Consider the following 18,204-nt stretch of genomic DNA (forward strand, 5'->3'; position numbering starts at 1 on the left):
GGCCCCCTCCACCGTGACGACGATCACTCCCGGACCCGGGAACCGCGGCCCGGCGCGCCCCTCGCTTCGCGGCGGGGCGGGTGCGCCCGGTACGCTCACCGCCGTGCCCCACGCTGATCAGTCCCGAAACACCCCGCCCGCCCCGGCCCCGGGAGCGCCGCGTCCCACCCGGGTCCGCCCCGTGCCGCTCGCGGAGCTGGCCGGTCAGCTGGGCATCGCCGCCCCCGCGGGCGAGGCGGCCGCCGTCACCGGCATCACCCACGACTCGCGGGCCGTCCGCGCCGGCGACCTGTACGCCGCGCTGCCCGGCGCCCGCTTCCACGGTGCCGACTTCGCCGCCCAGGCGGCGGACCTCGGCGCCGTGGCCGTGCTGACCGACCCGGCGGGCGCCGAGCGCGCCGCCGCCACCGGGCTGCCCGTCCTCACCGTGGACGACCCGCGCGCCCGGATGGGCGCCCTCGCGGCGACGGTCTACGGCGAGCCCGGCCACGACCTGCTCCAGATCGGCATCACCGGCACCTCCGGCAAGACCACCACCGCCTACCTCATCGAGGGCGGGCTCCGCGCCGCGGGCGGTCTCACGGGCCTCATCGGCACCGTCGAGTCCCGCATAGGCGACGAGCGGCTGAAATCGGAGCGCACCACCCCGGAGGCCACGGACCTGCAGGCCCTGTTCGCCGTCATGCGCGAGCGCGGCGTCCGCTCGGTCGCCATGGAGGTCTCCAGCCACGCGCTCGTCCTCGGCCGGGTCGACGGCTGCGTCTTCGACGTCGCCGTCTTCAACAACCTCAGCCCGGAGCACATGGAGTTCCACTCCGGCATGGAGGACTACTACGGGGCCAAGGCCGAGCTGTTCACCAAGCAGCGCAGCCGCCTCGGCGTCGTCAACATCGACGACGAGTACGGGCGCCGCCTCGCGGCGGACGACTCCGAGGTCCCCGTGATCACCTTCTCCGCCGAGGGCCGCCCCGAGGCCGACTGGCGCGCGGTGGACGTCGAGTCCGGCCCGTTCGACTCGTCCTTCACGGTCCTGGGCCCCGAGGGCCGCTCCGTACGGGCCAGGGCGCCGCTCGCCGGCCCGTTCAACGTCGCCAACGCGCTCGCCGCCGTCGTCGCGCTCGTCGCCGCCGGGATCGACGCGCAGACCGCCGCCGACGGTGTCGCCGCCGTCACCGGCGTACCCGGCCGGCTGGAGCGCGTCGACGCCGGCCAGCCCTACCTGGCGGCGGTCGACTACGCGCACAAGACGGACGCCGTCGAATCGGTTCTCCGCGCCGTGCGCAAGGTGACCCCCGGCCGTCTGCACGCCGTGCTCGGCTGCGGCGGCGACCGCGACCGGACCAAGCGCGCCCCCATGGGCGCCGCGCTGGCCCGGCTCGCCGACACCGCCGTGCTGACCTCCGACAACCCCCGCTCCGAGGATCCGCTCGCGATCCTCGCGGCCATGCTCGGGGGCGCCGTCGAGGTGCCCGCCGCCGAGCGCGGCGAGGTCCTGCTGCTCCAGGACCGTGCCGCCGCCATCGCCGCCGCCGTCTCCCGTGCCGAACCCGGCGACACCGTCCTCGTCCTGGGCAAGGGCCACGAACAGGGCCAGGACATCGCCGGAGTGGTACGCCCCTTCGACGACCGCCTGGTGCTGCGTGCGGCCATTGAGGCCCGCGCGTTCACCGAGCCGTCGACCACGCACCGGAACGACCAGGGATGACAGACCGCCATGCGCGCACAAACCTCCCCCCGGAAACCCGACCGAACGGCCGGAGGTGACCCTCGGTGATCGCACTGTCCCTCGCCGAGATCGCCGAGATCACCGGCGGGCAGCAGCACGACATACCGGACCCGGGGCGCACCGCCACCGGGCCCGTCGTGATCGACTCCCGTGAGGTGCAGCCCGGCAGCCTCTTCGCCGCCTTCGCGGGCGAGCACGCCGACGGCCACGACTTCGCGCGGCGCGCGGTCGAGGCCGGCGCGGTGGCCGTACTGGCCGCCCGCCCCGTCGGCGTCCCCGCGATCGTGGTCGACGACGTGGAGCGGGCGCTCGGCACCCTCGCCCGCGTCGTCGTGGAGCGGCTCGGCACCACCGCCGTCGCCCTCACCGGCTCGGCCGGCAAGACCAGCACCAAGGACCTCATCGGTCAGCTGCTGGCGCGGCTCGGCCCCACCGTGTGCCCGGCGGGCAACCTCAACAACGAGATCGGCCTGCCGCTGACCGCGCTGCGCGCCACCGACGAGACGCGCTACCTCGTCCTGGAGATGGGCGCGCGCGGGGTCGGCCACATCCGCTACCTCACCGAGCTCACGCCGCCGCGCATCGGCGTCGTCCTCAACGTCGGCACCGCGCACATCGGCGAGTTCGGCGGCCGCGAGCAGATTGCCCTGGCCAAGGGCGAGCTGGTCGAGGCGCTGCCGCCGGCCGAGGAGGGCGGCGTCGCCGTCCTCAACGCCGACGACCCGCTGGTGCGCGCCATGAGCGCCCGGACCCGGGCCCGTACGGTCCTGTTCGGCGAGGCCGCCGACGCGGACGTACGCGCCGAGAACGTCCGTCTGACCGAGACCGGGCAGCCCGCCTTCACGCTTCACACACCCACCGGGTGCGGTGAGGTGACCATGCGGCTGTACGGTGAGCACCACGTGTCGAACGCGCTCGCCGCGGCCGCCGTCGCCCATGAGCTGGGCATGCCCGTGTCCGGGATCGCCGCCGCGCTCTGCGGGGCCGGCCAGGTCTCGCGCTGGCGGATGGAGGTCACCGAGCGCGCGGACGGCGTGACGATCGTCAACGATGCCTACAACGCGAACCCCGAATCCATGAGAGCCGCGCTGCGTGCGCTGGCCGCCATGGGAAGCAACGGGCGCCGCACGTGGGCGGTGCTCGGTCAGATGGCCGAACTCGGCGAGGAGTCACTCGCCGAGCACGACGCGGTCGGACGGCTCGCCGTCCGGCTCAACGTCAGCAAGCTCGTCGCAGTCGGGAACAGGGAAGCGGCCTGGCTGCGGATGGGCGCCTACAACGAGGGTTCGTGGGGTGAGGAGTCGGTGCACGTATCCGACACACAGGCGGCGATCGACCTGCTGCGCGGTGAACTGCGCCCGGGAGACGTCGTGCTGGTGAAGGCATCCAGGTCGGTGGGCCTGGAACGGGTCGCGCAGGAACTGCTCGCGGGTGAGGGCGAGGTCGCCGGCTGATGAACCAGATCCTCTTCGCGGGTGTCATCGGTCTGGTCCTGACACTCATCGGCACCCCGCTGCTGATCAAGTTCCTCGCCCGCAAGGGCTACGGCCAGTTCATCCGCGACGACGGCCCGCGCGGCCACGCCGGGAAGAAGGGCACGCCCACGATGGGCGGCATCGCCTTCATCCTGGCCACCCTGGTCGCCTATGCCGTCACCAAGGTGATCACCAGCAAGGCGCCGACCACCTCGGGTCTGCTGGTGCTGTTCCTGACCGCGGGCATGGGCCTCGTCGGCTTCCTCGACGACTACATCAAGATCGTCAAGCAGCGGAGCCTCGGCCTGCGCGCCAAGGCCAAGATGGCCGGACAGCTGATCGTCGGCATCGCCTTCGCGGTGCTCGCGCTGCAGTTCGCGGACACCCGGGGCCAGACCCCGGCCTCCACCCGGCTGTCGTTCACGCAGGACTTCGGCTGGTCCGTCGGCCCGGTGATCTTCGTGATCTGGGCGCTGTTCATGATCCTCGCGATGTCGAACGGCGTGAACCTCACCGACGGCCTCGACGGCCTCGCCACCGGCGCCTCCGTGATGGTCTTCGGCGCGTACGTCTTCATCGGCACCTGGCAGCACGGCCAGTGGTGCGGCAACTCGCTGACCTCCGGCGCGGCCTGTTATGAAGTGCGCGACCCACTCGACCTGGCGGTCGTCGCCTCGGCGCTGATGGGCTCCTGTTTCGGCTTCCTGTGGTGGAACACCTCGCCCGCGAAGATCTTCATGGGCGACACGGGCTCCCTCGCCCTCGGCGGCGCGCTCGCGGGCCTGGCCATCTGCTCCCGCACCGAGCTGCTGCTCGCCCTGCTCGGCGGCCTGTTCGTCCTCATCACCATGTCCGTGGTGATCCAGGTCGGCTCCTTCCGCCTCACCCGCAAGCGCGTCTTCCGGATGGCCCCGCTCCAGCACCACTTCGAACTCAAGGGGTGGAGCGAAGTCCTTGTGGTGGTCCGGTTCTGGATCATCCAGGGCCTGTGCGTGGCCGTGGGCCTCGGAATCTTCTACGCCGGATGGTTGGCCATCAAGTGACCTTCAGCGACCAGCACATCACCGTCGCCGGCCTCGGCGTGAGCGGCATCAGCGCCGCCCGCGCCCTGGCCGGCCTCGGCGCGTACGTCACCGTCGTCGACGGCGGCGATAACGAGACCCTGCGCGAGCGCGCCGGCGCACTCGAGGCCCAGGGCATCACCGTCCGGCTCGCCGACGCCGACACCCTGCCCGAGGGCACCGAGCTCGTCGTCACCTCGCCCGGCTGGCGGCCCGACAGCCCGCTGTTCGCCGCCGCGGCCGAGGCGGGCGTCGACGTCGTGGGCGACGTCGAGATCGCCTGGCGGCTCCGCGGCGAGGGGGCGGCCCCCTGGCTCGCCGTGACCGGCACCAACGGCAAGACCACCACCGTCCAGATGCTCGCCTCCATCCTGGAGGCCGCGGGCCTGCGCACGGCCGCCGTCGGCAACATCGGCACCCCGATCGTCGACGTCGTGCTCTCCCAGGAGCCGTACGACGTCCTCGCCGTCGAGCTCTCCAGCTACCAGCTGCACTGGGCGCCCTCGGTGCGCGCCCACTCCGCGGCCGTCCTCAACCTCGCCCCGGACCACCTCGACTGGCACGGCTCGATGAAGGCCTACGCCGCCGACAAGGGCCGGATCTACGAGGGCAACAAGATCGCCTGCGTCTACAACGCCGCCGACCCCGCCACCGAGCGCCTGGTCGAGCGGGCCGACGTCGAGGAGGGCTGCCGCGCCATCGGCTTCACGCTGGGCGCCCCCGGCCTCTCCGAGCTCGGCGTCGTCGACGGCATCCTCGTCGACCGGGCCTTCGTCGACGACCGGCGGACGAGCGCCCAGGAGCTCGCCGAGGTCTCCGACATCCACCCGGCCGCGCCGCACAACATCGCCAACGCCCTCGCCGCCGCCGCCCTGGCCCGCGCCTTCGGCGTCGAGCCGCGCGCCGTGCGCGACGGACTGCGCGCCTTCAGGCCCGACGCCCACCGCATCGCCCACGTCGCCGACGTCGACGGCGTCGCGTACGTGGACGACTCCAAGGCCACCAACACCCACGCCGCGGCCGCCTCCCTGGCCGCGTACGACTCCGTCGTGTGGATCGCCGGCGGCCTCGCCAAGGGCGCCACCTTCGACGACCTCGTCAAGGGCGCCGCGAAGCGGCTGCGCGGCGCCGTCCTCATCGGCGCCGACCGGGCGCTGATCAAGGAGGCGCTGGCGCGACACGCCCCGGATGTCCCGGTGGCTGACCTCGACCGGACCGACACTGGGGCGATGGCCGCGGCCGTCCAGGAGGCGGCACGGCTCGCCGGGCCGGGGGACACCGTGCTCATGGCCCCGGCGTGCGCCTCGATGGACATGTTCACCAACTACAGCGAGCGCGGCGAGGCCTTCGCCGAAGCGGTCCGGGAACTGCCCTCCGGCCGCGGCACGCAGCAGTAGCCGCAGGGACCCCGCGTTGCGGGCCGCGCGGCGCGGGACACCAGCGGAGGGACACCCCGGATGTACGCCGACGACACTGCGGGCCGCCCCGCCGCCTGGCCGGCCCTGCGCAGCCCCACACCGCGCCCCGTACGGGCCTCCCGCCCGGCGGCGGGCCGCGGCCCGGCCGGTTCCCGGCCGCCCCGCCCGCCGCGCGGCACCGTCCTCGGCGGACTGCGCACCCTGCACAAGCGTGCCAAGCGCGCCTGGGACCGTCCGCTCACGGCCTACTACCTGCTGCTCGGCGGCTCGCTGCTGCTCATCGTGCTGGGCCTGGTGATGGTCTACTCCGCCTCCCAGATCAAGGCACTGCAGAGCGGCCTGGCCCCCACCTTCTTCTTCCGCAAACAACTGCTCGCCGCCGCCATCGGCGCCGTCCTGCTGCTCGTGGCCGCCCGTACGCCCGTCAGGATCCTGCGCGCCCTGGCCTACCCCCTGCTCGCCGGGTCGGTCTTCCTGCTCGTTCTGGTCCAGGTCCCCGGCATCGGCGAGACCATCAACGGCAACACCAACTGGATCTCCCTCGGCGGCCCCTTCCAGGCCCAGCCCAGCGAGTTCGCCAAGCTCGCGCTCGTGCTCTGGGGCTCCGACCTGCTCGCCCGCAAACACGCGAAGAAGCTGCTCACCCAGTGGAAGCACCTCCTGGTGCCCCTGGTGCCCGTCGCCTTCGTCCTGCTCGGCCTGATCATGCTCGGCGGTGACATGGGCACCACCGTCGTCCTCACCGCGGTGCTGCTCGGCCTGCTGTGGGTGGCGGGCGCCCCCACCCGGCTGTTCTCCGGGGTGTTCGGCGTCACCGTCCTGCTCGCCATACTGTTCATCAAGACCAGCGCCAACCGGATGTCCCGGCTGGCCTGCATCGGCGCCACCGACCCCGGACCGAACGATCAGTGCTGGCAGGCCGTGCACGGAATCTACGCCCTGGCCAACGGCGGCTGGTTCGGAGCCGGACTCGGTGCGAGCGTCGAAAAATGGGGCGAACTTCCCGAGCCGCACACCGACTTCATCTTCGCCATCACCGGCGAGGAACTGGGGCTGGCGGGGACACTGTCGGTACTCGCCCTGTTCGCGGCTCTAGGCTATGCGGGTATCCGCGTGGCCGGACGCACGGAGGAACCCTTCGTGAGGTACGCCGCGGGAGCGGTGACCACCTGGGTCACGGCCCAGGCCGTGGTCAACATCGGTGCGGTGCTCGGCCTGCTGCCGATCGCCGGTGTTCCGCTCCCGCTGTTCTCCTACGGAGGGTCCGCCCTGCTGCCGACCATGTTCGCCATCGGGCTGCTGATCGCCTTCGCGCGCGAGGAACCCGGTGCGCGGGCGGCGCTGGCCATGCGGCAGCCTGGGGTGAGATGGAAGACGATGAGACGGCGCGTCAAGAAGCGACCGTCCGGAGAGCGGTGAATTTCGGTGCATGTCGTACTCGCCGGCGGGGGGACCGCCGGCCACATCGAGCCCGCGCTCGCCCTCGCGGATGCCCTGCGCAGGCAGGACCCGACCGTGGGGATCACGGCACTCGGCACGGAGCGGGGCCTCGAGACCCGGCTCGTGCCCGAGCGGGGCTATGAACTGGGGCTGATCCCCGCCGTACCCCTGCCGCGCAAGCCCACCCCGGAGCTGATCACCGTCCCCGGGCGGCTGCGCGGCACCATCAAGGCCGCCGAGCAGATCCTGGAGCGCACCAAGGCGGACTGCGTGGTCGGCTTCGGCGGCTATGTGGCCCTGCCCGGCTATCTGGCCGCCAAGCGGCTCGGGGTGCCGATCATCGTGCACGAGGCCAACGCACGTCCCGGCCTCGCCAACAAGATCGGCTCGCGGTACGCCTCGGGCGTCGCGGTGAGCACCCCGGACAGCAAGCTGCGCAACGCCCGCTACGTCGGCATCCCGCTGCGCCGCTCCATCGCCACCCTCGACCGGGCGGCCCTGCGCTTCGAGGCGCGGGCGGCCTTCGGCCTCGACCCCAACCTGCCGACGCTGCTGGTCTCCGGCGGCTCGCAGGGCGCGCGCAAGCTGAACGAGGTCGTCCAGACCGTCGTCCCCGTGCTCCAGCGCTCCGGCATCCAGGTCCTGCACGCGGTCGGCCCGAAGAACGACCTGCCGCGCGTGGACAACATGCCCGGAATGCCGCCGTACGTGCCGGTATCGTATGTGGACCGCATGGATCTCGCCTATGCCGCGGCCGACATGATGCTCTGCCGCGCGGGCGCGATGACCGTCGCCGAACTGTCCGCCGTCGGGCTCCCCGCCGCCTACGTCCCGCTGCCGATCGGCAACGGCGAACAGCGGCTCAACGCCCAGCCGCTGGTCAAGGCCGGCGGCGGCCTGCTGGTCGACGACGCCGAGCTGAACCCCGCCTGGGTCCAGAACAACGTGGTTCCGGTGCTCGCCGATCCGCACCGGCTGTACGAGATGTCCCGCGCCGCCGCCGAGTTCGGGCGCCGGGACGCCGACGAGCTGCTGGTCGGCATGGTGTACGAGGCGATCGCCGCACGCAGGGCGGGCTGACGGCCCGCGGCAGGCAGGAGGCTGGGAGCGTGGCCGGATCGACGACCGCCCGGCGCGGCGGCGAGAAGAGCCGTAAGCCGAAACGGAAGCCGTCGGCGTCCGGCGCCTCCCGGCCGGCCAAGGGCGCGGGGAAGCGCCCCAAGGCCGGCCCGGCCAAGAAGGCCCGCAAGGGCCTGGCCCGCTTCCGCCCCCGCCTGCCCGGCCGCCGCGGACTGATCCTCTGGTCGGTCGCGGCGGTCGTCCTCGCCGCCGCCGTCGGCTGGGCGCTCTACGGCTCCTCCTGGCTGAGGGCCACCCGTGTCGTGGTCGCCGGCACCGAGGTGCTGACCCCCGATCAGGTCCGCGCCGCGGCGGAGGTGCCGCTCGGCGACCCCCTGGTCTCCGTGGACACCGACGCCATCGCCGAGCGGCTGCGCCACCGGCTGCCGCGGATCGGGTCGGTGGAGGTGAGCCGGTCCTGGCCGCACGCCGTCAGCCTCAAGGTGACCGAGCGGCGGCCCGACGCCGTCCTCGAGAAGGACGGCAAGTTCATCGAGATCGACGGCTCGGGCGTGCGGTTCGCCACAGTCGACCGCGCCCCCGAACGGGTGCCCCGGCTGTCCGTCGAGGTGCCCGACGATTCACCGAGCGCACGGAAGTTCGGCCGCGACCGGCTCGAGCGCGAGGCCGTCTCGGTCACCGGGGATCTCCCGGCGGCCGTCCGCAAGGACACCCTCGCCATCCGCGTACGCTCGTACGACTCCATCACCGTGGAGCTGACGGACGGTCGGACCGTCGTCTGGGGCAGTGGTGAGCGGGGTGAGGCGAAGGCCCGTACGCTCACCGCACTGATGAAGGCGGCGCATGGCGCGAAACACTTCGATGTCAGCGCTCCGAGTGCCCCTGCGGCGTCAGGGAGTTGACGGGGGGTCCGGCCTGCCAGCACCCTGGTTGGCTACGCCTATGGGTGATCACATAGGGTGAAAAGAAAAACGGGAGGTTCGGCGTGTTCGTTGAACACGCACCACTTGTCGACTTAGTGTCCTGTCCCGAGAACCCAGGGGACAGCGGCATGGGTAACCCTAAACTTCAACGTTAGGGTCCGGGTCGGCAGTGCGAACCGTCCTCCAGGCATACGTAACTCGAGGCGAGAGGCCTTCGACGTGGCAGCACCGCAGAACTACCTCGCAGTCATCAAGGTCGTCGGCATCGGCGGCGGTGGCGTGAACGCCATCAACCGGATGATCGAGGTCGGTCTCAAGGGCGTCGAGTTCATCGCGATCAACACCGATGCACAGGCCCTGCTGATGAGCGACGCCGACGTCAAGCTCGACGTGGGGCGCGAGCTCACCCGCGGGCTCGGCGCCGGCGCCAACCCCGACGTCGGCCGCAAGGCCGCCGAGGACCACCGCGAGGAGATCGAGGAGGTCCTCAAGGGGGCCGACATGGTCTTCGTGACGGCGGGCGAGGGTGGCGGCACCGGTACCGGTGGCGCACCCGTCGTCGCCAACATCGCCCGTTCCCTGGGCGCCCTGACGATCGGTGTGGTCACCCGGCCCTTCACCTTCGAGGGCCGCCGCCGCGCCAACCAGGCCGAGGACGGCATCGCGAGTCTGCGCGACGAGGTCGACACCCTGATCGTCATCCCGAACGACCGACTGCTGTCCATCTCGGACCGCCAGGTGAGCGTGCTCGACGCGTTCAAGTCCGCGGACCAGGTGCTGCTGTCGGGTGTCCAGGGCATCACCGACCTGATCACCACCCCCGGTCTGATCAACCTCGACTTCGCCGACGTCAAGTCCGTGATGTCGGAGGCCGGTTCCGCGCTCATGGGCATCGGCTCGGCGCGCGGCGACGACCGTGCGGTGGCCGCCGCCGAGATGGCGATCTCCTCGCCGCTGCTGGAGGCGTCCATCGATGGCGCCCGAGGCGTGCTCCTGTCCATCTCCGGCGGCTCCGACCTCGGTCTGTTCGAGATCAACGAGGCCGCCCAGCTGGTGAGCGAGGCCGCCCACCCCGAGGCCAACATCATCTTCGGTGCCGTCATCGACGACGCCCTCGGCGACGAGGTCCGGGTCACCGTGATCGCGGCCGGCTTCGACGGCGGACAGCCGCCGGCCAAGGGCAGCCGCGACAAGGTGCTCGGCTCCACCTACGGCGGCCGGGAGGAGAGCGCTCCGTCCGCCTCGACGGCGGGTCGTCAGACCGCCGCGGCGGAGCCGTCGGTCCGCCCGTCGTACGGCGGCCTCGGCAGCGTGACCCCGCGCACCGAGGAGCCGGCGCCCGAGCCGGCCCAGGTGGCCGAGGTCCCGCCGCCGCCCATGACCTCCCCGCAGGTTCCGCCGGCCCGGCCGTACCAGGACTCGACCGCCGAGGAACTGGACGTCCCCGACTTCCTCAAGTAAGCGGCCGGCAGTGATAGGCCATCAACAGACAGTGCCCTCTGCAGACGTGGCACATGTGAGCGGCGCCCATTTCGGCTTCACCGACAGGTGGGGCGGAGTGAGCGCCGCTCCGTATGCGGAGCTGAATCTGGGCGGCGCGGTCGGCGACGACCCCGCGGCCGTACGGACGAACCGGGAGCGCACGGCGCGCGCGCTCGGCCTCGACCCGGCGGCCGTCGTCTGGATGAACCAGGTGCACGGCAAGGACGTGGCCGTGGTGGACGGGCCGTGGGAGCGCGGCGAGGTCCCTGCCGTGGACGCGGTGGTGACGGCCCGTCGGGGCATCGCCCTCGCGGTGCTGACCGCCGACTGCACCCCGCTGCTGCTCGCCGACCCGGTCGCCGGGATCGCGGGTGCGGCGCACGCGGGCCGGCCGGGGCTCGTCGCCGGGGTCGTGCCCGCGGTGGTCGAGGCGATGACCGGCCTCGGCGCCCGGCCGGAGCGGATCCTCGCGCACATAGGCCCCTCCGTCTGCGGCCTGTGCTACGAGGTGCCCGAGCAGATGCGCGCCGAGGTGGCCGGGGAGGTGCCCGAGGCGTGGGCCACCACCCGCGCGGGCACTCCGGCGGTGGACGTCGCGGCCGGGGCCGTCGCCCAGCTCGGCCGAATGGGCGTCAAGGTCCGCGGGAGATCTCCCATTTGCACGCTCGAGTCGGCGGACCACTTCTCCTATCGGCGCGAGCGCATCACGGGGCGGCTCGCGAGCTATGTCTGGTTGGACGCTGAGCAGTGACGGATCGCAGAACCCAATTGGCCCACAACCTCGCCCAGGTGGAGGAACGTATCTCTGCCGCGTGCGCGGCTGTGGGCCGAAAGCGTGAAGAAGTGACCCTGATCGTGGTCACCAAGACCCACCCCGCGAGCGATGTGAGACTTCTCGCCGAGCTGGGAGTGCGTCATGTCGCGGAGAACCGGGATCAGGACGCGGCGCCAAAAGCTGCGGAATGCGCGGATTTGCCGCTGACTTGGCACTTCGTTGGTCAATTGCAGACAAACAAAGTGCGGTCAGTGGTGAATTACGCCGACGTGGTGCACTCCATTGACCGGGTCAGATTGGTCACAGCGCTTTCCGCGGCGGCGGTCCGGGCGGGGCGAGAAGTGGAATGCCTTATTCAGGTCGCGCTCGACACCGAGACCTCGGAGGCGTCCGGCCGCGGCGGGGTCGGACCGGCCGGGGTGGCGGCGCTCGCCGACGCCATCGCGGAGGCCGAGGGGCTGCGCCCGGCGGGGCTCATGACGGTGGCTCCGCTCGCGGGCCCGTACGCGGGCCGTCCCCGGGCCGCGTTCGAGCGGCTGTGGGAAATCGCAACGGACCTGCGCGCGGCTCATCCGACTGCGAACATGGTGTCAGCCGGGATGAGCGCGGACCTCGAAGACGCGGTGGCTGCGGGTGCGACACATGTACGCGTCGGCACAGCGGTACTCGGAGTACGCCCCAGGCTCGGGTAACGTCGCCAAGAGTCGGACCACAGCACAAAATATGGTCATTCCCGTCAAAAAGCGGGCATGGCACGTGGATCCAGCGCCGTTGAGGAGCCGATCCACCACAGAGCGGAGGACGCAGAGAATGGCCGGCGCGATGCGCAAGATGGCGGTCTACCTCGGCCTCGTGGAGGACGATGGGTATGACGGCCGGGGGTTCGACCCCGACGACGAGTTCGAGCCCGAGCCGGAACCCGACCGGCGCCGGCAGCAGCAGCATCAAGCTCAACAGGCGCAACCGGACGAACCGGTTCGAGTCGCCCAGCCTCCCGCGCAGCGCGAACCCACTCCGCTCGTAGCGGAAACGGGACGACCCGCCCGAATCGCCCCCGTGTCGTCCATCACATCCGAACGCCACTCTCTGGAGAAGAACGCACCGGTGATCATGCCCAAGGTTGTGTCCGAGCGGGAGCCCTACCGCATCACGACATTGCACCCCCGGACCTACAACGAGGCCCGTACCATCGGGGAACACTTCCGTGAAGGTACCCCGGTGATCATGAATCTGACGGAGATGGACGACACCGATGCGAAGCGGTTGGTCGACTTCGCGGCCGGCCTCGTCTTCGGCCTGCACGGGAGTATCGAACGGGTGACGCAGAAGGTGTTCCTGCTGTCTCCTGCTAACGTCGATGTCACGGCGGAGGACAAGGCCCGCATCGCAGAGGGCGGGTTCTTCAACCAGAGCTAAGAGACGCAATAACGGGCGACACCTGGTGGATGACGGTCAAACAGACCGGGTACGAGCAAGGGGAGAGGGAAGCGCGAGATGAGCATCGCACTACAGGTGATCTACATCGCGCTGTATTGCTTCCTGTTTGTGCTGATCTTCCGGCTGGTGATGGATTACGTCTTCCAGTTCGCCCGCTCATGGCAACCCGGCAAGGCGATGGTGGTCATCTTGGAGGCCACCTACACTGTCACTGATCCGCCACTCAAGCTTCTGCGGCGGTTCATTCCGCCGCTGCGTCTCGGGGGCGTGGCGCTCGACCTGTCCTTCTTCGTATTGATGATTATCGTCTTCATCCTGATCCGCGTTGTGGAGCAGGTGTGAACGATACGGTCTTGCCGATTGCCGACGACTACGTTGAGGTGAAGAAGAGATGCCGCTGAGCCCCGAGGACGTGCGGAACAAGCAGTTCACGACCGTCCGTCTCCGAGAAGGCTATGACGAGGACGAGGTCGATGCCTTTCTCGACGAGGTCGAGGCCGAACTGACGCGCCTGCTCCGGGAGAACGAGGACCTGCGGGCCAAGCTGGCCGCCGCGACGCGTGCCGCCGCGCAGAACCAGCAGCAGGGAATGCGCAAGCCCGAGCCGCAGGACCAGCGACCCGGCGCTCCGGTGCCCGCCGCCATATCCGGCCCGCAGCCGGTGCCGCCGAACCAGCAGCAGATGGGCGGCCCGCCGCAGTTGCCGGGCGGTGCCCCGCAGCTGCCGGCCGGGCCGGGCGGACACGGCCACGGTCCCCAGGGTCCGCACGGTGCGGGTCCGATGGGACAGAACCCCATGGGCCAGAACGGTCCGATGGGTGGCCCGCTCGGCGGGCCGATGGGCCAGGGTGGCCCGATGGGTCAGGGTGGTCCGATGGGCCAGGGCGGCCCCATGGGTCAGGGTGGTCCGATGGGTCAGGGCGGTCCGATGGGCCAGGCCGGTCCGATGGGTCAGGGTGGTCCGATGGGCGGCCCGCAGCTGCCTCAGCCGGGTCAGGGCCCGGGCGGTGACAGCGCCGCTCGCGTGCTGTCGCTCGCTCAGCAGACCGCCGACCAGGCGATCGCCGAGGCTCGTTCCGAGGCCAACAAGATTGTCGGCGAGGCCCGCAGCCGCGCCGAGGGTCTGGAGCGGGACGCCCGTGCGAAGGCCGACGCGCTGGAGCGGGACGCGCAGGAGAAGCACCGCGTGGCCATGGGCTCGCTCGAGTCCGCCCGCGCCACGCTGGAGCGCAAGGTCGAGGATCTGCGCGGCTTCGAGCGCGAGTACCGTACCCGCCTGAAGTCCTACCTGGAGAGCCAGCTGCGTCAGCTGGAGAACCAGGCGGACGACTCGCTGGCCCCGCCGCGTGCGTCCAACGCCCCGTCGCTGCCGCCGGCCCCGTCGATGAGCGGGTCCATGGCATCGAACGGTGCGGGGATGAGCGGGCACAGCATGGGCGGCGGCCACAACCAGTCGTCGGGCAGCCCGTCGTACGGTGGGCAGCAGCAGATGTCGCCGGCCATGACGCAGCCGATGGCGCCGGTGCGGCCGCAGGGTCCGCAGCCGATGCAGGCGCCCTCGCCGATGCGGGGTTTCCTGATCGACGAGGACGACAACTGACAGCAGCTCAGGCGTAGTCGCCGGGCAAGTCGGATATGGGCCGGGCCCCTGGGGATACCTCAGGGGCCCGGCCCATTGTGCGTGTCGTAGGCTACGGGGCAGCGCCGGGGCGGAAGTTCTGCTGGTGGAACGCCTTCATTGCGTGTGGGATGACGCCGGTTCGAGTCCGGCTCGCGTCGGCGCGTTTGCGTTTGTGTGTTTGGGGCGGGGTGGGGGATGTTGCCCCTGCCCCGCCCTTTCACCGTTTCTTCCGGGGGCAAGCCCCCGGGCCCCGCAACGCGGCTTCGCCGCGTTGGTCCTCAAACGCCGGACGGGCTGGGTTGCGCCGGGCCGCGCTGGATGGTGCTGGGCCGCACTGGATTGCTCCGGGCCGGGCTGCAAGTGCAGCCCGGCCCGGTGTTGTTTACGCCTTGCGGAGGCGGAAGGTGAGGGACAGGCCCTCGTCCTCGAAGGGGGCGCCGAATGTGGTGTCGGCCTCGCCGGTGGTGAAGTCCGTTGCCAGGACCTCGTCCGCGATGAGTGCCGCGTGCTCGGCCAGGGCCGTACGGACCTCCTCGTCGGCGGACTGCCAGCGCAGGGCGATCCGGTCGGCGACGTCGAGGCCGCTGTTCTTGCGGGCCTCCTGGATCAGCCGGATGGCGTCGCGGGCGAGGCCCGCGCGGCGCAGGTCCGGGGTGATCTCCAGGTCGAGGGCGACCGTGGCACCCGAGTCGGAGGCCACCGACCAGCCCTCGCGGGGGGTTTCGGTGATGATGACCTCGTCGGGGGAGAGGGTGACCGTCTCGCCGTCGACGACGACCGAGGCGTTGCCCTCGCGCAGGGCCAGGGACAGGGCGGCCGCGTCCGCGGCGGCCACGGCCTTGGCCACGGCCTGGACGCCCTTGCCGAATCGCTTGCCGAGAGCGCGGAAGTTGGCCTTGGCGGTGGTGTCGACCAGGGAGCCGCCCACCTCCGAGAGGGAGGCCAGCGAGGAGACGTTGAGTTCCTCGGCGATCTGGGCGCGCAGTTCCGTACCCAGCGTCTCGAATCCGGCCGCCGCGACCAGTGCGCGGGACAGCGGCTGGCGGGTCTTGACGCCGGACTCGGCGCGGGTGGCCCGGCCCAGTTCGACCAGGCGGCGGACGAGCACCATCTGCTGCGACAGCGCGGGGTCGATGAGCGCGGTGTCGGCCACCGGCCAGGTGGCGAGGTGGACCGACTCGGGGGCCTCGGGGTCGACCGGGACGACCAGGTCCTGCCACACCCGCTCGGTGATGAACGGTGTCAGAGGCGCCATCAGCCGGGTGACCGTCTCGACGACTTCGTGCAGGGTGCGCAGCGCTGCCGCGTCCCCCTGCCAGAAGCGGCGGCGGGAGCGGCGGACGTACCAGTTGGACAGGTCGTCCACGAAGGCGGACAGCAGCTTGCCGGCGCGCTGGGTGTCGTAGGACTCCAGGGCCTGGGTGACCTGGTCGACGAGGGTGTTGAGTTCGCCGAGCAGCCAGCGGTCGAGCAGCGGGCGGTCGGCCGGGGCCGGGTCGGCCTGGGACGGGGACCAGCCGGAGGTGCGGGCGTACAGGGCCTGGAAGGCGACCGTGTTCCAGTAGGTCAGCAGCGTCTTGCGGACGACTTCCTGGATCGTGCCGTGACCCACGCGGCGCGCGGCCCACGGGGAGCCGCCGGCGGCCATGAACCAGCGGACGGCGTCGGCGCCGTGCTGGTCCATCAGCGGGATGGGCTGGAGGATGTTGCCCAGGTGCTTGGACATCTTCCGGCCGTCCTCGGCCAGGATGTGGCCGAGGCAGACGACGTTCTCGTACGACGACTTGTCGAAGACGAGCGTGCCGACGGCCATCAGCGTGTAGAACCAGCCACGCGTCTGGTCGATGGCCTCCGAGATGAACTGCGCGGGGTAGCGCTTCTCGAAGAGCTCCTTGTTCCGGTACGGGTAGCCCCACTGGGCGAACGGCATGGAGCCCGAGTCGTACCAGGCGTCGATGACCTCGGGCACGCGCGTGGCCGTCGTGGCGCACTGCGGGCAGGCGAAGGTGACGTCGTCGATGTACGGGCGGTGCGGGTCGAGGCCCGACTGGTCGGTGCCGGTGAGCTCGGAGAGCTCGGCGAGCGAGCCGACGCAGGTGAGGTGGTCCTCCTCGCAGCGCCAGATGGGCAGCGGGGTGCCCCAGTAGCGGTTGCGGGAGAGCGCCCAGTCGATGTTGTTGTTCAGCCAGTCGCCGAAGCGGCCGTGCTTGACCGACTCGGGGAACCAGTTGGTCTTCTCGTTCTCCTCGAGCAGCCGGTCCTTGACGGCGGTCGTGCGGATGTACCAGGACGGCTGCGCGTAGTACAGCAGCGCGGTGTGGCAGCGCCAGCAGTGCGGGTAGCTGTGCTCGTACGCCACGTGCCGGAAGAGCAGGCCGCGGGCGTCGAGGTCGGCGGTGAGGGCCTCGTCGGCCTTCTTGAAGAACTGGCCGCCGACGAGCGGGAGTTCTTCCTCGAAGGTGCCGTCGGCGCGGACCGGGTTGACCACCGGCAGGCCGTAGGCGCGGCAGGTCCGCAGGTCGTCCTCACCGAAGGCCGGGGCCTGGTGGACGATGCCGGTGCCGTCCTCGGTCGTGACGTACTCGGCGTTGACGACGAAGTTGGCGCCCTCCAGCTCGACCAGGTCGAACGGGCGGCGGTACGCCCAGCGCTCCATCTCGCGGCCGGTGAAGGACCGGCCGGTCGCCGTCCAGCCCTCGCCGAGGGCCTTCTCCAGCAGCGGCTCGGCGACGACCAGCTTCTCGGTGCCGTCCGTGGCCACCACGTAGGTGACGTCCGGGTGCGCGGCGGCGGCCGTGTTGGAGACCAGGGTCCAGGGGGTGGTCGTCCACACCAGCAGCGAGGCCTCGCCCGCGAGCGGGCCGGAGGTCAGCGGGAAGCGCACGAAGACGGACGGGTCGACGACCGTCTCGTAGCCCTGGGCCAGCTCGTGGTCCGACAGGCCGGTGCCGCAGCGGGGGCACCAGGGGGCGACGCGGTGGTCCTGGACCAGCAGGTCCTTGTCGAAGATCTGCTTCAGCGACCACCAGACGGACTGGATGTACTCCGGGTCCATCGTGCGGTAGGCGCCGTCCAGGTCCGTCCAGTAGCCCATGCGGGTGGTGAGCTCGGCGAACGCGTCCGTGTGCCGGGTGACGGACTCGCGGCACTTGGCGTTGAACTCGGCGATGCCGTACGCCTCGATGTCCTGCTTGCCGCTGAAGCCCAGCTCCTTCTCCACGGCGAGCTCGACGGGCAGGCCGTGGCAGTCCCAGCCGGCCTTGCGGGCCACGTGGTAGCCCTGCATGGTGCGGAAGCGGGGGAAGACGTCCTTGAAGACGCGGGCCTCGATGTGGTGGGCGCCCGGCATGCCGTTGGCGGTCGGCGGGCCCTCGTAGAACACCCACTCGGGGCGGCCCTCGGACTGGGCGAGGGTGCGGGCGAAGGTCTTCTGCTCGCGCCAGAAGTCGAGCACGGCGTGCTCGAGGGCGGGCAGGTCGACCTGAGCGGGTACCTGGCGGTACTGCGTCATGGGGTTCCTCCGGCGGGACGGTAGTGCGCTGTCCGTCGGAGGGACGAGAGCCATGGACTCCCGCGGTACCACCCTCCTTGGCCGCCGGCCGGTGCGCCTGCAGCCCCCTCATTGGGGTCGCGATGCCGGTTCTACTGACCCGTTACGGGCGTTCTTCCGGCGGCTCAGGGCTGATCTTCACGCCGTGCACACCCCCCGGGCTCGCACCGTCCCCGGGTCGCTGATGGCTGCGTACGACGCTACTGGTCCCATCCA

The 18,204-nt window shown here is 71.3% G+C and carries 14 protein-coding genes and 1 tRNA gene; 14 read left to right on the plus strand and 1 reads right to left on the minus strand.

The genetic code is table 11. The features are described 5' to 3' along the window. Positions 1–13 precede the first annotated feature (13 nt). The 14 genes from ACV530_RS27790 to ACV530_RS27855 all read left to right on the plus strand — a co-directional run bounded on the left by ACV530_RS27790 (position 14) and on the right by ACV530_RS27855 (position 14,596). Complete coding sequence (locus ACV530_RS27790) at positions 14–1,705, plus strand: UDP-N-acetylmuramoyl-L-alanyl-D-glutamate--2,6-diaminopimelate ligase (RefSeq protein ID WP_494335375.1); 1,692 nt, start codon at positions 14–16, stop codon at positions 1,703–1,705. 65 nt (positions 1,706–1,770) lie between these two features. Beyond that, the gene (locus ACV530_RS27795) at positions 1,771–3,180 is read left to right on the plus strand and encodes a UDP-N-acetylmuramoyl-tripeptide--D-alanyl-D-alanine ligase (protein ID WP_494335376.1); all 1,410 of its coding nucleotides are present in this window, start codon (positions 1,771–1,773) and stop codon (positions 3,178–3,180) included. After that, positions 3,180–4,244: a phospho-N-acetylmuramoyl-pentapeptide-transferase gene (gene mraY, locus ACV530_RS27800; RefSeq protein WP_494335377.1), complete on the plus strand. Its 1,065-nt coding sequence runs from the start codon at positions 3,180–3,182 to the stop codon at positions 4,242–4,244. The genes ACV530_RS27795 and mraY overlap by 1 nt, the downstream gene beginning before the upstream one ends. Next, positions 4,226–5,659, plus strand: a complete 1,434-nt coding sequence (murD, locus tag ACV530_RS27805) for a UDP-N-acetylmuramoyl-L-alanine--D-glutamate ligase (protein ID WP_494335378.1) — start codon at positions 4,226–4,228, stop codon at positions 5,657–5,659. The genes mraY and murD overlap by 19 nt, the downstream gene beginning before the upstream one ends. A gap of 60 nt (positions 5,660–5,719) precedes the next feature. Then, positions 5,720–7,099: a putative lipid II flippase FtsW gene (ftsW, locus tag ACV530_RS27810; protein WP_494335379.1), complete on the plus strand. Its 1,380-nt coding sequence runs from the start codon at positions 5,720–5,722 to the stop codon at positions 7,097–7,099. 6 nt (positions 7,100–7,105) lie between these two features. Further along, on the plus strand, positions 7,106–8,200 hold the full coding sequence (gene murG, locus ACV530_RS27815; protein WP_494335380.1) for an undecaprenyldiphospho-muramoylpentapeptide beta-N-acetylglucosaminyltransferase: 1,095 nt from the start codon (positions 7,106–7,108) through the stop codon (positions 8,198–8,200). Positions 8,201–8,229: 29 nt separating this feature from the next. Then, positions 8,230–9,102 carry a cell division protein FtsQ/DivIB gene (locus tag ACV530_RS27820; RefSeq protein WP_494335381.1) on the plus strand — a complete coding sequence of 291 codons (873 nt, stop codon included), beginning with the start codon at positions 8,230–8,232 and terminating at the stop codon, positions 9,100–9,102. A 240-nt stretch (positions 9,103–9,342) separates the two neighbouring features. Continuing rightward, positions 9,343–10,584, plus strand: a complete 1,242-nt coding sequence (gene ftsZ / locus ACV530_RS27825) for a cell division protein FtsZ (protein WP_494335382.1) — start codon at positions 9,343–9,345, stop codon at positions 10,582–10,584. A 31-nt stretch (positions 10,585–10,615) separates the two neighbouring features. Then, positions 10,616–11,356, plus strand: a complete 741-nt coding sequence (gene pgeF, locus ACV530_RS27830; RefSeq protein WP_494335383.1) for a peptidoglycan editing factor PgeF — start codon at positions 10,616–10,618, stop codon at positions 11,354–11,356. Further along, positions 11,353–12,072, plus strand: coding sequence for a YggS family pyridoxal phosphate-dependent enzyme (locus ACV530_RS27835; RefSeq protein WP_494335384.1), 720 nt, complete (start codon positions 11,353–11,355; stop codon positions 12,070–12,072). Before pgeF ends, ACV530_RS27835 begins: the two co-directional genes overlap by 4 nt. A 118-nt stretch (positions 12,073–12,190) precedes the next feature. Further along, positions 12,191–12,796 (plus strand): cell division protein SepF, encoded by a 606-nt coding sequence (locus tag ACV530_RS27840; RefSeq protein ID WP_494335385.1) that lies wholly within the window; start codon positions 12,191–12,193, stop codon positions 12,794–12,796. Positions 12,797–12,874: 78 nt separating this feature from the next. Next, positions 12,875–13,159, plus strand: coding sequence for a YggT family protein (locus ACV530_RS27845; protein WP_030364712.1), 285 nt, complete (start codon positions 12,875–12,877; stop codon positions 13,157–13,159). A gap of 49 nt (positions 13,160–13,208) precedes the next feature. Then, complete coding sequence (locus tag ACV530_RS27850) at positions 13,209–14,417, plus strand: DivIVA domain-containing protein (protein ID WP_494335386.1); 1,209 nt, start codon at positions 13,209–13,211, stop codon at positions 14,415–14,417. Positions 14,418–14,523: 106 nt separating this feature from the next. Further along, positions 14,524–14,596 (plus strand) — tRNA-Ala (locus ACV530_RS27855). Between the two features lie 224 nt (positions 14,597–14,820). Here ACV530_RS27855 and ileS read toward each other — a convergent pair. Beyond that, on the minus strand, positions 14,821–17,949 hold the full coding sequence (gene ileS, locus ACV530_RS27860; RefSeq protein ID WP_494335387.1) for an isoleucine--tRNA ligase: 3,129 nt from the start codon (positions 17,947–17,949) through the stop codon (positions 14,821–14,823). Positions 17,950–18,204: the final 255 nt, after the last annotated feature.

This window comes from Streptomyces sp. SX-6 (assembly GCF_059089585.1).